8 protein-coding genes are annotated in these 13,008 nt (G+C 67.9%); 5 read left to right on the top strand and 3 right to left on the bottom strand.

Annotation, left to right across the window (positions count from 1 at the left end):
* Positions 1-144 precede the first annotated feature (144 nt).
* On the bottom strand, positions 145-3,831 hold the full coding sequence (locus ACFUEJ_RS08080; protein WP_388028546.1) for a (Fe-S)-binding protein: 3,687 nt from the start codon (positions 3,829-3,831) through the stop codon (positions 145-147).
* A gap of 229 nt (positions 3,832-4,060) precedes the next feature.
* Positions 4,061-5,434 (bottom strand): wax ester/triacylglycerol synthase family O-acyltransferase, encoded by a 1,374-nt coding sequence (locus ACFUEJ_RS08085; RefSeq protein WP_159371547.1) that lies wholly within the window; start codon positions 5,432-5,434, stop codon positions 4,061-4,063.
* 215 nt (positions 5,435-5,649) lie between these two features.
* On the opposite strand from ACFUEJ_RS08085, the gene ACFUEJ_RS08090 reads away from it, so the two are divergent.
* The 4 genes from ACFUEJ_RS08090 to ACFUEJ_RS08105 all read left to right on the top strand — a co-directional run bounded on the left by ACFUEJ_RS08090 (position 5,650) and on the right by ACFUEJ_RS08105 (position 9,951).
* The gene (locus tag ACFUEJ_RS08090) at positions 5,650-6,165 is read left to right on the top strand and encodes a vancomycin high temperature exclusion protein (protein ID WP_388028707.1); all 516 of its coding nucleotides are present in this window, start codon (positions 5,650-5,652) and stop codon (positions 6,163-6,165) included.
* Positions 6,166-6,354: 189 nt separating this feature from the next.
* The gene (locus ACFUEJ_RS08095) at positions 6,355-7,326 is read left to right on the top strand and encodes an extracellular solute-binding protein (protein WP_226514300.1); all 972 of its coding nucleotides are present in this window, start codon (positions 6,355-6,357) and stop codon (positions 7,324-7,326) included.
* Positions 7,280-8,878: an iron ABC transporter permease gene (locus tag ACFUEJ_RS08100; protein WP_226514175.1), complete on the top strand. Its 1,599-nt coding sequence runs from the start codon at positions 7,280-7,282 to the stop codon at positions 8,876-8,878. Before ACFUEJ_RS08095 ends, ACFUEJ_RS08100 begins: the two co-directional genes overlap by 47 nt.
* Positions 8,875-9,951, top strand: a complete 1,077-nt coding sequence (locus tag ACFUEJ_RS08105; protein WP_226514174.1) for an ABC transporter ATP-binding protein — start codon at positions 8,875-8,877, stop codon at positions 9,949-9,951. The genes ACFUEJ_RS08100 and ACFUEJ_RS08105 overlap by 4 nt, the downstream gene beginning before the upstream one ends.
* A 17-nt stretch (positions 9,952-9,968) precedes the next feature.
* Here ACFUEJ_RS08105 and ACFUEJ_RS08110 read toward each other — a convergent pair whose 3' ends face one another.
* Positions 9,969-12,200 (bottom strand): acyltransferase family protein, encoded by a 2,232-nt coding sequence (locus tag ACFUEJ_RS08110; RefSeq protein WP_078114006.1) that lies wholly within the window; start codon positions 12,198-12,200, stop codon positions 9,969-9,971.
* A 138-nt stretch (positions 12,201-12,338) separates the two neighbouring features.
* On the opposite strand from ACFUEJ_RS08110, the gene ACFUEJ_RS08115 reads away from it, so the two are divergent.
* On the top strand, positions 12,339-12,899 hold the full coding sequence (locus tag ACFUEJ_RS08115) for a dihydrofolate reductase family protein (RefSeq protein ID WP_388028550.1): 561 nt from the start codon (positions 12,339-12,341) through the stop codon (positions 12,897-12,899).
* The last annotated feature ends 109 nt before the right edge of the window (positions 12,900-13,008 follow it).

Here is a 13,008-nt window from a genome sequence, read left to right on the forward strand (position 1 = left end):
GCCACACCAGGGTTACTTTGTCGCAGCGGGTGAAAAAGGCTTTGGTGGGGGGTGTCTACGCTGTGCACACCCTAAAGGAGTTATGGGGTCTGGCGGGGCCATGGGCCCAACTAAAGACGACATCTGTCTGCCTTGCTGAGAGTTCTACTTGTGGCCGGGCCGCTTCTTGCCGGCCGCGATGCCGAAGCCCTTGGCCTTCGACGCCCCGGTCTCGGCGACCGTGCGAGCGGCGGACGAACCGTTGCTCGACGCCGCAGGCGCCGCTTCTGTGTCGGCGTCGTCTGCGTCGCCCGCGGTCTCGACCTCGGCCGTCCCCGCGTCGTCGGTCTCTGTTACCGAAGCCTCGGTGGCCGGGGCCTCGTCGCCGGGCGCTTCGGTCGCTGCGGCCTCGGCTGGTGCCTCCTCGGCCTGCGGGGCATCGGGTTCTGGCGTCGGTTCCGGCTCAGGGGCCGCTTCCGGAGCCGGAGCAGCTGCCGGTGCGGCCTTGCTCGCGCCGCCCGGTCGCTTCTTGCCCGCGGCCATGCCGAAGCCCTTGGCCTTGGCCGGCTTCTCCTCGGTCAGCACGGCGGCCGAGCCGCCCTGCGGTGCCTCGGCGGCTGGAGTCTCAGCAGCCGTAGCCTCGGCAGCCGGTGCCTCGGCGGTCTCGGCCGGTTCGACTTCCGCCTCGGGAGCGGGGGCGTCCGCAGCCTCGGCAGGTGCCGCGGCCGGCTTGGCCGCGGCCTTGCCGATACCGCCGGGCCGCTTCTTGCCCGCGGACATCCCGAAGCCCTTGGCCTTGCCGGGCTTCTCTTCCGTTGCCGCAGCAACGGGTGATTCCGTCGCCGATCCCGCGGTAGCCGACTCCGCTGTCGTCGTTCCCGCTGTCGCCGAGGCCGATTCCGTGTCCACGGTCGGGGCGGCGTCCGGGGCCGACTCGCTCTCGTCGACCTTGCTCTCGGCGGGCGCGGTCACCCCGGCGGCGGGGGCCGCCGCGTTGGTGGTCTTCTGACCCGGGCGCTTGGCCTTGCCCATGCCGAAGCCCTTGGATGCGGGCTTCTTCTCGGCCTGCGGCGTCTCGGCGGTGGCCTCGGCGACCTCCTCCTTGACCGCCTCGGACGACTCGGTCTCGGCCGGCACCGGCTCGGCGGTACCACCGGCGGGCTTGCTCGCGGCACCGGGACGCTTGGCGCCGCCCTTCATGCCGAAGCCCTTGGCTGCGGGCTTCTTCTCGGCGGGTGCCTCGGCTGCGGTCTCGGCGGCTGCCGGCTCCGGGGCGGCCGACGCCGCTGCGGCACCGGGCTTCTTGCCGCCCTTCATGCCGAAGCCCTTCGATGCCGGCTTCTTCTCGGCGGGTGCCTTCTCGGCGGGTGCTTCCGGTGCCGCGGTCTTGGCCGCCGCGCCCGGCTTCTTGCCGCCCTTCATGCCCAGGCCGACCTTCGGCTTCGGCGCGGCCTCGGTGGCCGCGGCCGACGCAGTCGCCGCCGCGGGCACCTTCTCGGGCTCGGGTTCCGGCTCCGGTTCGGCGAGGGTGGGACGCGGTCCGAGGAACCGGCCGCCGAGTTTGACCTCGGTCCGGTCGCGCTTCACCGATTCGAGCAGCAACTGCGCGACGTCGACGACCTCGACCTTGCCCTCGGACTCGGTACCGCTCGTCCGGGCGGTGACACCGTCGGTGAGCATGACGCGGCAGAACGGACAGCCGGTCGCGACCTTCTTGACCTGATCGCCGGTCGTGTCGCCGAGCGTGTCGAGTGCCTCGTCGACCCGGTCGATGTTGATCCGCTTGCCGATCTGTTCTTCCATCCACATCCGGGCGCCGCCGGCACCACAGCACATGGACCGTTCGCCGTGACGCGGCATCTCGGTCAGCGTCGAACCGGCCGCACCCATCAACTCACGCGGGGCGTCGTAGACCTTGTTGTGGCGGCCCAGGTAGCACGGGTCGTGGTAGGTGACGCCCTCGCCCAGTGGTGCGACCGGAACGAGTCGCTTCTCGCGCACGAGACGATTCAGCAGCTGCGTGTGGTGGACGACCTCGTACTTCGCGCCCAGCTGCGGGTACTCGTTGCCCAGTGCGTTGAAGCAGTGCGCACAGGTGACGACGACCTTCTTGCGCTGCTCGGGCGCGGTCGCGAAGACCTCGCCGAGCATCTCGATGTTCTGCTGCGCGAGCATCTGGAACAGGAACTCGTTGCCGGCACGTCGTGCGGAGTCACCGGTACAGGTCTCGCCCTCGCCGAGGACCATGAAGTTCACCGCGGCCATGTCGAGGAGCTCGGCGACGGCTTTGGTGGTCTTCTTGGCGCGGTCCTCGTAGGCACCGGCACAGCCGACCCAGAACAGGTACTCGAAGCCCTCGAACGACTCGACGTCCTTGCCGAAGACCGGGATCTCGATGTCCATCTCGTCGATCCAGGCGGTGCGCGCGGAGGCGTTCTGGCCCCACGGGTTGCCCTTGTTCTCGAGGTTCTTGAACATGCCGGCCAGCTCGGTCGGGAAGTCCGACTCGATCAGGACCTGGTAGCGGCGCATGTCGAGGATGTGGTCGACGTGCTCGATGTCGACCGGGCACTGCTCGACGCAGGCACCGCAGGTGGTGCAGCTCCACAGGGTCTCGGTGTCGATGACGGCACCGAGCGCCTCGGGATCGAACTCACCCTCCACGGCTTCGACGACCTGACCGCCGCCGAGATCGCCCTTCGATTCACCGACGAGCTTGCGGGCCGCCTCGGCGCGCGCCGACTCGGGGATCGCGTTGAGTTTGTCCTCGAGGACGTTGCCGTCGGCATCGACGAGGCCGACCTCGTCGCCGCCCATGTCCTTGCGGCCACCGGCGAGCAGGTACGGGGCCTTGGCGTTGCCGTGGTCGCGCAGCGACATGATGAGCAGCTTCGGGCTCAGCGGCTTGCCGGTGTTCCACGCCGGACACTGCGACTGGCAGCGGCCACACTCGGTACACGTGGTGAAGTCGAGCCATCCCTTCCAGGAGAAGTCCTCGATCTTGCCGGCGCCGAACGCGTCGACATCGGGATCGGCGGTCTCCATGTCGAGGACCTTGCCCTGGCTCATCATCGGCTTCGCGGCACCGAGGGCGACGCCGCCGTCCTGCTCGCGCTTGAAGTAGATGTTGAAGAAGGCCGAGAAACGGTGCCAGGCAACGCCCCAGCTGATGTTCATGCCGACCATCGCCAGCCAGACCATGCCGCTCATCAGCTTGATCACGGCGAAGATCGACACCAGGGTCGGCGAGGCCGGGAGGATCTTCGCGACCTGCATGGTGAAGAAGTCGGAGTAGGCGTTCGCGTGGCCGTAGGTCGCGATCTTCGACGCCTTGACCAGGATCATGCCCAGGCCCTCGAGCAGCACGATGACCTCGACGAAGTAGGCCGGTCCGAAGCGCGAACCGCCGAAGCGCGACAACCGCTCGGGGACGCGCGGGTGGTTGAGCTGGCGGATCACGATCAGCACGATGATGCCGACGACGGTGGCGATGCCGAGGAGTTCGTCCCAGAGGTGCCACGCGAAGGTGTCACCGAAGACGGGCCACTGGAACTCCGGGTTGATGGACTGTCCGTAGGCCTCGAACCACAGCAGGAATCCGCCGAGGAAGCCGACCATCACGAGCCAGTGCGCCCAGCCGACGGTGCGGAACTTCACCATGCGCGTGTGGACGATGAATTCCTTCATCATCGTCAGGAAGCGCGGGAGGATGGGCCAGAAGCGGGAGCTGTCGACCTTGTGCCCGAGCTTGATGGTGCGGAAGATCCGCACCACGCCACCGAGGAACAGGTACCAGCAGAGGAGGCTGATCACCGCGGCTGTCGTGCCGATGGCAATCGTCGTGGTAGTCACGGGCGCGTACCGGCCTTTCGTCTAGGTCGTCCGCCCCCGGTCGCGGAACGCGAGGCTGGGTACCACGGGGCGGTGTACTACAGGTAACCGTAATTCGTTGCGCCACCGGCGCGCTGCCAAGGCTGGCCTAATTACGCTGGTCTACCTCATATCAGATGATACTCGCGAGTAACTTACTGTCGAGTCAGGGTGTCCGAAGCCGCGTCCGGGCCACGGCCGCTCGGAGACGTCACCGCGTTCGCGCGACCTTCTCGAGTTCTTCCAGCGCCGTGTCGAGGTGCGTGAGCAGGCGTTGCAGGCTCGGGAGCTGGGCCCGGGCGCCGATCAGCCCGAAGTTGATGTGCTCGGCAGTGCTGGTCACGGTGATGTTGAGCGCGAGGCCCTGCGTCGGGATGGAGACCGGGTACACGCCGTCGAGGCGGGCGCCGTTCCAGTACAGGTGCTTCGACGGCCCGGGGACGTTGCTGATGATGATGTTGAACTGCGGGGGGACGTACTGGACGAAGCCGGGCACGGTCGCGAAGGCGAGCGGCGCGAAATTCGCCGCGCCCAGCGCGAGGGCCTGCAGCGGACGAAGGCCCCGGACCACCGACTTGCTATGGCGCGCCGACTCGACGAGTTTGTCCAGGCGGCGTTCGGGATCCGGCTCATCGGTCGCGAGACTCACCAGGATGGCGGTCACCGCGTTGCCGTCGTCATCGCCGTCGGTGTGCATCGACACCGGCACCGCCGCGATGAGCGGGGCGTCGGGCAGGGCGTCCTGGTCGATGAGGTACGACCGCAGGGCTCCTGAACACATCGCGACGATCACGTCGTTGAGGGTGATGTTCCGGGCATCGGCCACTGCCCGAAGACGGTCGATCTCCCACTGCTGCGAGGCGAATCGGCGGGCGCTCCCGATCGCGACGTCGAGAATCGTGCGCGGGGCCCGTCCCAGTGGGGCGACGAACTCCGGGTCGCGGAGGCCGGCCACCGCGACCTTCGCGGCCGCGGGCCCGAGGCCTGCGACCTGGCCGGCCACGTTCGCCAGGCTGGACACCCGGCTGCGCAGACTCGGCGAGGGGCGCGGGGGTCGACGCTCGACCAGCGCCGGGTCCCAGGGTGCAGTACCCGACCGGTCGTCAGGGTCGTCGGACAAGGTCCGCTGGAGCAGGCGCAACGCGGAGACGCCGTCGACGACGGAGTGGTGGATCTTGCTGTAGAGCGCCACCCGGCCGTCGTCGAGACCCTCGATGACGTGGATCTCCCACATCGGTCGGAACCGGTCCATCAGGGCCCCATGGTTGAGGGAGACGTATCGCAGCAGCTCGCGGACGCGGCCGGGGCGGGGGAGCACAGTCCGGCGGACGTGGTAGTCGAAGTCGATCTCGTCGTCGAAGGACCACGCCACGTTGCCCAGCAGGGTCACCGGTACCGCCGGCCGCTTGCGGAAGGTCGGATGGACTTCGGTGCAGCCGCAGAACGCCTCGATGATCTCTTCGGCGAGTTCGCTCGACGACTGGCCCTCGCGCGGTACGAACAGTTGGAGTCCGCCCACGTGCATGGGCTGCTCCCGCGTCTCGGCGAGGAGGAACATCGACGAGGTGACCGGCATGTACGGCATCGCACCATCACTTTCACACCACGAAATGGATGCGCGCACAGGCTGAGCGCGACCGAGGTCCCCTCAGTATCACGGGGCGACTGCCGGGTCGGGGCTCGAATGGGCATGTTAAGAGTCGGTCCCCCTACGTTGTAGGGGTGAGGTCAGGTGCTCGTCTCGTCGTACCGGTGCTGCTGGTGCTGGTCGAACTGTGGATCACCCTGGCCGTCACCTGGATGTACTTCTCGTCGGTCGGCAGGATCGACGACGCGACGGCGCCGGCCCGCCGGTCCACGCTGCTGGTGCTGGGTTCCCTCGTCTACGACGACGGCTCGCCCGGCGACTACGTGCGAGGCCGGCTCGACACGGCGCTGGAGCTGGACCGGTCCAGGGGAGTGGACCGGATCATCAACTCGGGCAACGGTTCCGAGGAAGCCGGAAACGAACCCGCGGTGATGCGAAGCTATCTCGAGGAACGTGGTGTCCACCCGCGGGCGATCGTCGACGACCCGGCCGGCCTCGACACCGCGGCGAGCTGCCGACGCGCCCGCGAGGTGTTCGGCGTCGACGAGGTGGTCATCGTGACGCAGGGTTTCCACCTGCGCCGCGCCATCGCGTTGTGCCGCGACCAGGGCGTCGACGCGCGCGGTGTCGCGGCCCGATGTGACTGTCCCGCCTGGACTCTCGCCCGAAACCACGTCCGCGAGACGGTGTTCGCCGGGCCGCGGGCTCTGCTGACCGCGGTGGGCTGAGGGCAAGCCGGCCGCCCAGGCGGTCACCGGACTACGACCGTTTTGTCCGACCTTGCGCCAGTATCGGTTAGGCTTACCTGGCTTGGTCGGGGGTGAAGGTTCATTGGTGTCCCGAGAACAGAGGAGTATCGGCAAGTGCACACAAGACGATGGGTTCGACGAGTGGTCGCCACCGCTGGGGCGGCGATCATGGCCGCCGGGTTGCTCGCGGCCTGCACAGGAAGCGATTCGTCGAACGACGACGAGGCGCTCGTGCTCTACTCGGGACGTTCGGAGTCTCTGGTGGGTCCGCTGGTGGAACGAATCGACGCGACGGTTCCGGTGACGGCGGCGTACGACAAGAAGGCCGCGCAGATCCTGGAGGAGGGCGACGGTAGCCCGGCCGACCTCTTCTTCGCGCAAGATGCCGGCGAGCTCGGCGCTCTTGCCGAGGCCGGACTCCTCGAACCCCTCCCCGCAGACATCGCCGAGAACGTCCCCGAGGCCTACCGGTCTGAGACCGGCACCTGGGTGTCCACGTCGGCGCGCTCTCGTGTGTTGATCTTCGATCCGGCGCAGGTGGATCCGGCCACCCTCCCGGCGGGCATCGACGGACTTCTCGCGCCCGAGATGCGTGGCAAGGTCGGTTACGCCCCCACGAATGCCTCGTTCAAGTCCTTCGTGACTGCGCTCCGACTCACTCGCGGCGACGATGGCGCTCGCGCTTGGCTCACCGCCTTCCTTGCCAACGACCCCAAGTCGTTCGAGGGCAACGGGCCCATCGTGGAGGGCGTGAACACCGGACAACTCGCAGCGGGACTCACCAACCACTACTACTGGGTCCAGGAGGTGCAGGAGAAGGGAATCGAGAACGTTCCCGGGCGACTGCACTTCTTCTCCGACGGCGATCCGGGCGCGCTCGTGAACGTGGGTGCGATCGGTGTCCTCAAGACCGCGTCCGACAAGGAGCAGGCCTTCGAATTCGTCCGACAGTTGCTGACGCCGGAGACCCAGACCTACTTCGCCACCGAGGTGGGCGAGTACCCGGTGGTCGGGAACGAGCCGCTCCCGGTCGAGGGACTGCCGACGCTGGAGCAGCTGTCACCGCCGCAGATCGCCCTCGACGAACTGGCCGATGTCGTCGGCACAGATGAGTTGCTGCGCGAGGTCGGCGCTGTCTGACCTGTTGGTCAACACCAGGATTCGTCCCGGCCGTCATCTCCGGCCGGGGCGAATGCTGTTGTGCACGATCAGCGTCTGCATCGCCCTGTTGTTGATCACGCCCGCGGTCTATCTCGTCGTTCGGGTCGCCGACATCGGGATCGATCAGGCGACCGCGCTTCTGTTCCGCCCGCGCACCGGTCAACTTCTCTGGCGCACGGTTCAGCTCGCAGCGATCGTCACGTGCGCGTCGATCATCATCGGGGTCGTGCTGGCGTGGTGTGTGTCCCGCGGGGTGGGGCGCGGGCGCGCATTCGTCATCGCGTTACTCGCGGCGCCGCTCGCGATCCCCTCGTACGTATCGGGCTTTGTGTGGACCCGTCTGTTCCCGGGATTCGAGGGCCTGGGGGCGGCTGCACTCGTCTTGACCCTGGCCTGTTATCCCCTGGTCATGCTGCCGACGGTGGCGCTGCTTTCCGGTACCGGCCGCACTGATGAGGATGCCGCCCGCACTCTGGGCTGTGGTCCGCTCGAAGCCTTTGTGCGCGTGACTCTCCCGCGTGTTCGCACGGGGGTCGTTGCGGGTGGACTGCTGGTTGCGCTGTACGCGATCAGCGATTTCGGTGGACCCGCGATCGTCCGCTTCGAGCCGTTCACCGTGGGGATCTACAACGCCTACAACGGAACCCTGGACCGTTCGGTCGCCGCACTCTACGGTGTGGTTCTCGCACTCGTCGCGGTGGCGCTCGCCGTCGTCGAACGGCGAGCACGACGCCACGTCGATCCAAGTGCCACCCCGTCGCGGTCGAGGGTCTCGAAGAACCGGCCGGTGGCCTGGGGTCTCGTCACAGCCACCGTCGCGGTGGGCGTCTGCCTTCCGATCGTCGGGCTGTTACGCGAGATCAGCGAGTCCCGCCGGCTCGGATTCGACAGCGTCGGCGAACTGCTGGCCTGGGTGGGTCCGTACGCCCGGACCACGACGTTGCTCTCGGTACAGGCGGCCATCGTCATCGCCCTTCTCGCATTGCCGTTGGCATTCTTCATATCTCGTCCGCGTAGCAGGACCGGGGACACTGTCGAGGCCGTGTCCTACCTCGGTTATACGTTGCCGGGTGTGACCGTTGCGCTCTCGATGGTCTTCTTGGGCACCCGCGTCGTCCCGGACCTCTACCTCACCGCCACGATGCTCATCGCCACCTATGCGGTCCTGTTCCTGCCGGTCTGTCTGGGTCCGATCCGATCCGGTGTCGACTCCATCCCGTGTGCGGTGTCCGAGGTCTCGCGCACTCTCGGTGCGGGACCGCTGACGACCGCGGTGCGTGTGCAACTCCCGTTGGTGATGCCGGCGATCATGGCCGGCTCCGCTCTCGCGTTCTTGTCGGTTGCCAAGGAACTACCCGCCACCTTGATGCTTGCCCCGATCGGCACACGAACTCTCGCAACGGATATGTGGAGTCTGAACAACGACTTGAGTTACGGTCGCGCAGCCGTCCTCGGGTTGGTTCTGATCGTCGTCTCGTCGCTACCCACCGCGGCGCTATCCGCACTGTTCGGAAGGGCACGCCACGCATGAGGAACGCGGTTCGTGTAGACGACGTCTCGGTCGTGTACGGCAGCACGACCGTTCTCGACGGCGTGTCCTTTCACGTTCCCGCCGGGTCGATCACGGCGGTCATCGGTCCATCGGGCTGCGGTAAGACGACCCTGTTGCGCGCGATCGCGGGTCTCGAGCCGATCCGAGCGGGTCGCATCGAGATCGACGGTGTCGAGGTCGCCTCGGCCGGCTCTGCCCGAACCCGCCCGGTGGGGGTTCGACCCGAACGTCGGAGGTTCGGGTTGGTGCCACAAGAGGGGGCGCTGTTCGACAATCTGACCGTCGCGGGCAACGTCGGGTTCGGACTCGGTCCCTGGTGGAGACGTATGCCCGGCCGGGCGGCCCGGATTGCTGAGTTGCTCGACGTGGTCGGGCTGGAGGAGTTCGGCGATCGACGGCCCAATTCGCTGTCCGGCGGTCAGCGCCAACGGGTGGCACTGGCCCGCGCGCTCGCACCCCGACCAGCTGTCATCGGGCTGGACGAACCGTTTTCGGCACTTGATGCCCAGCTGAGGACGCAGCTGCGCGAGCATGTCCGGGCCACGATCCTGGCGGAGGGTTCGAGTGGGCTGTTGGTCACTCACGACCGTGAGGAGGCGATGGCGATGGCCGACCACGTCGTGGTGTTGATGGCGGGTTGCGTGCGCCAGGTCGGGACACCCGAGGAGATCTACCTCGAGCCCGTCGACGCGGAGGTCGCGCGCATGTTCGGGGAGATGACGGATCTGCCGGGCGAAGCCGACGACGGCGAGGTCTCGTGCGCGGCAGGACGGTTACGCATTCGCCGGCCGGGCCACGGGGCAGGAGTGGTGATGCTGCGGCCCGGGGACCTGGAGATCGTATCCGGCGTCGCGAATGTCGGTTGCGCAGAGGTGCTCGCGGTACGACCTCGCGGTGACCACGTGGACGTCCGAGTATCGGTGCCTCCGGTCGAATCCGGCTGCCCCGCGGTCGAGTTGACCGTTCGGGCCGAGCCGGGATGGCATCGTCCGGCCGGCACCGTCGTCGAGTACCGGCAACGACGGCCGGTGCACTTTCGCGAGCGGCACTGAGGTGGTGTGCCGTCCGCTCACCACCAACCCAGCGACCGCTGTAGATCGGCTTCGACGGCAGGGATGAGGCTGCGGACGAAGGTCGCCGAGAGGTGGTGGAAGTCGTGCCACACCAGGATGTTCCCGACGACCGCGGGGCAGTACTCGTCGTCGCACATGGCGTCGGTGTAGTCGAGGAAGCTCATGTTGGGGAACTCGCCGGCGAGCGCGGCGGCGGGGTCGGCCGGCGCCATCGCCTGTGCTCGGGGCACGCCGCACACCTCGGGTTTGCGTCCGCTGGCGAGACACTCCGGCGGCTTGAGTTGTCCGGTCGCCCAGGGGTTGTCGCGGACCGCGACGACCCGCTGCCCGCGGTCGCGGAACTCGGCGAAGATCTCTTCGTAGTCCTTGGGGACGTAGTCGCCGTCGCCCGACTCGACGGGCCGGGTGCTGTTGGTGAACACGACATCCGGCTTGTCGACGGCGAGCCGCTCCATGACGCGACGCGACCAGTCGTTGCACTGGTAGTACTTCTGGCCGAACCACGTGAACACGTGCTCGGTCGTGAGGGCGCACCCGACCTTGAGGTAGGTGGTCACGCGGAAGTCGTGGCGCTTGCCGATGGCGTCGAGCGCGGTGATCCACTGTTCCGCATGCGAACCGCCGACCAGCGCGATGGTTCGGGTGGCGTTCACGTTGCCGTAGTACCCGACCTTGATGGACGGGTCCTTCCAGCCGCTGATGATCGAGTCGTAGGAGGTGATCGGCCAGTCCATGTCGACGACTTGGGGACTCGGTTGTGCGGTCACGTTCGGTACCGGAGCGCCGTCGAGGAATGCCCGCGCACCCGGGTACAGCCGTGGGTCGAGGTTCTGGGTGTCGAGGGTGGCGTTGGCGGCGTCGCGCTGCCAGGTCACCGCGGCGGCGCCGGCTGCGACGCTGATGACGACCAGTACCGCGACGAGGGCGCGCCGGTAGCCTCTGGTCTTCTCGAACGGCGGCCGCGCGACCACGCCATCGGCATCGGGCGGCACCGGGGACTGCTTCCGCTTCGCCGACCCGGCACGCAGCGGCGCCTCGACGTACTTCGTGGTCAGCCAGGCGAGCAGCACGGACACGGCCAGAATGGCGGAGCCCTCGAACCACGAGACGTCGTCCTGATAGCGCCACGCCAGGTAGAAGATGAGCAGCGGCCAGTGCCACAGGTACAGCGCGTAGGCGATCGAGCCCAGCCACACCAGCCGGGGATGGGCGAGACCGCGGCTCACCCCGGATCGGATCGAGGTCTGGCCGGACGCCGTCTTCTGATCGACGGGGGCCTGATCGATGGGGGCGGTCTGGGACGAGCCGACCCAGATGAGGATCAGCGTCGCTCCCACGGGGACGAGCGCCCACGCCGCGGGGTATTCCTGGACGCCGGCGATCCACCAGCCACACGTCACGATGAGGCCCAGGGCCACGAGTCCCAGTAGGTCACGCACCCGCTGCGACAGCGCGATCCGCGGCATCCACACCGCGAGGAGTCCGCCCACGAGCGGTTCCCACAGACGGGCCACGGTGTCGTAGTAGGTGAAGGGCTGGTTGATCCCGTGGCGGTAGTTGGCCCACGCGAAGGAGCCCAGTGCGACGACGCCGAGCGCGATCCCGACGACTCCACGGACCACCTTGGGGTCGGCGAAGAATGCGGATCGCCGGCCGAGGGCACGCAGCACCGCGCCCAGTGCCAGCGCGCAGACGAGGGTGAGGACGAAGAACTGGCCCTGCATCGACATGGACCAGAGATGCTGCATCGGGCTGTTCGCGGAGTCGGCGGCCGCGTAGTCCTGCGACTCGAACGCGAGGTGCCAGTTCTGGTAGTACAGGGCACTGGCCTGCAGTTCGGCCCCGAGCGGTCCCCAACGCGTCGTCGGCATGATCAGCGCGATCAGTCCGGCGGTGACCGCGAGGACCAGCAGCAGAGCGGGCAGCAACCGGCGCAGGAGCCGGGAGAATCGCGGCCACGGATTGATCGCCGCGCCCCAGGAACTCGTCGTGGGCTGGGTCGCCAGGACGTGCTTGAGCAGAGACGCGACGAAGAAGTAACCGGACAGGGTCAGGAAGACGTCGACGCCGCCGGACACCCGGCCGAACCAGACATGGAAGATCGCGACCAGCGCGATCGCGATGCCGCGCAGCCCGTCGAGGTCCAGCCGGTACCCGGACGTGTTGCCGGTCGCGGCGTCCTCGTTCGGGGTTGCGACGGGTGTCGCATCGGTCAGGGGCGTACGCACAGAGGGCGATGGTACTTGCCCGCACCTGAGGGAAGCCTGGCACGAGCGGGGTGTCGTCGGACCTCACAGCAGACTCGTGGATTCACCTGCTGCGTCGGAGTCCGCGACTGTGTCGGCGAGGCGTCGTAACATCCCCGCATGCTGCTCTTGTCGATGGGCGTCTCGGTGGACGGCTTCATCTCCGACCGCGACGGCAACTTCAACTGGTCGGTCCCCTCTGACGATCTGTTCGCCTTCCACACCGAACGGGTCGGCGAACTCGGTGCCTTCGTGTGCGGGCGACGGCTCTACGAGACGATGCTGGTCTGGGAGACCGACCCGCGGATGCGTGAGAACGACGCGGATGCCGCGTTCGCCGACATCTGGTCGGCGCTGCCCAAGGTGGTCTTCAGCCGCACCCTCGCGTCGGTCGAGGGCAACGCGCGGTTGGCGCAGGGATCGCTGGCCGACGAGCTCACCGCGGTGCTGGACTCGACCGACGGTGACGTGGAGATCGGCGGCGCCGACTTGGCCCGGCAGGCAAGCGAACTCGGATTCGTCGACGAGTTCCGCATCTTCCGCTACCCGGTCATCGTCGGTGGCGGTACCCCGTTGCTGCCGCCGGTCGCCGACACGATCCGGCTGTCGCTCGCCGAGACCCGGACCTACGGCGGACAGGTGATCTACGAGCGGTACCGCCGGGTTCGCGACGACGCGTAGCGTCCCCACCCGAGCCGGCGCCGACGCGCCGATTCGTTCTCGGTGCGTCTAACCCTTCAGCCACACCGATCGCCCCGGCACGCTGTCGAGCAGTCATTCCACGCCGACA

This window comes from Gordonia sp. NPDC057258 (genome assembly GCF_042668985.1).
GTDB classification, from domain to species: domain Bacteria; phylum Actinomycetota; class Actinomycetes; order Mycobacteriales; family Mycobacteriaceae; genus Gordonia; species Gordonia hongkongensis.

What these genes read in the sequence shown, in the direction of transcription:
- ACFUEJ_RS08085 (WP_159371547.1), bottom strand. Translation starts at nt 5,434, where the DNA reads ATGCCGTACATGCCGGTCACCTCGTCGATGTTCCTCCTCGCCGAGACG.
- ACFUEJ_RS08090 (WP_388028707.1), top strand. Translation starts at nt 5,650, where the DNA reads ATGTACTTCTCGTCGGTCGGCAGGATCGACGACGCGACGGCGCCGGCC.
- ACFUEJ_RS08095 (WP_226514300.1), top strand. Translation starts at nt 6,355, where the DNA reads ATGGCCGCCGGGTTGCTCGCGGCCTGCACAGGAAGCGATTCGTCGAAC.
- ACFUEJ_RS08100 (WP_226514175.1), top strand. Translation starts at nt 7,280, where the DNA reads ATGTCGTCGGCACAGATGAGTTGCTGCGCGAGGTCGGCGCTGTCTGAC.
- ACFUEJ_RS08105 (WP_226514174.1), top strand. Translation starts at nt 8,875, where the DNA reads ATGAGGAACGCGGTTCGTGTAGACGACGTCTCGGTCGTGTACGGCAGC.
- ACFUEJ_RS08115 (WP_388028550.1), top strand. Translation starts at nt 12,339, where the DNA reads ATGCTGCTCTTGTCGATGGGCGTCTCGGTGGACGGCTTCATCTCCGAC.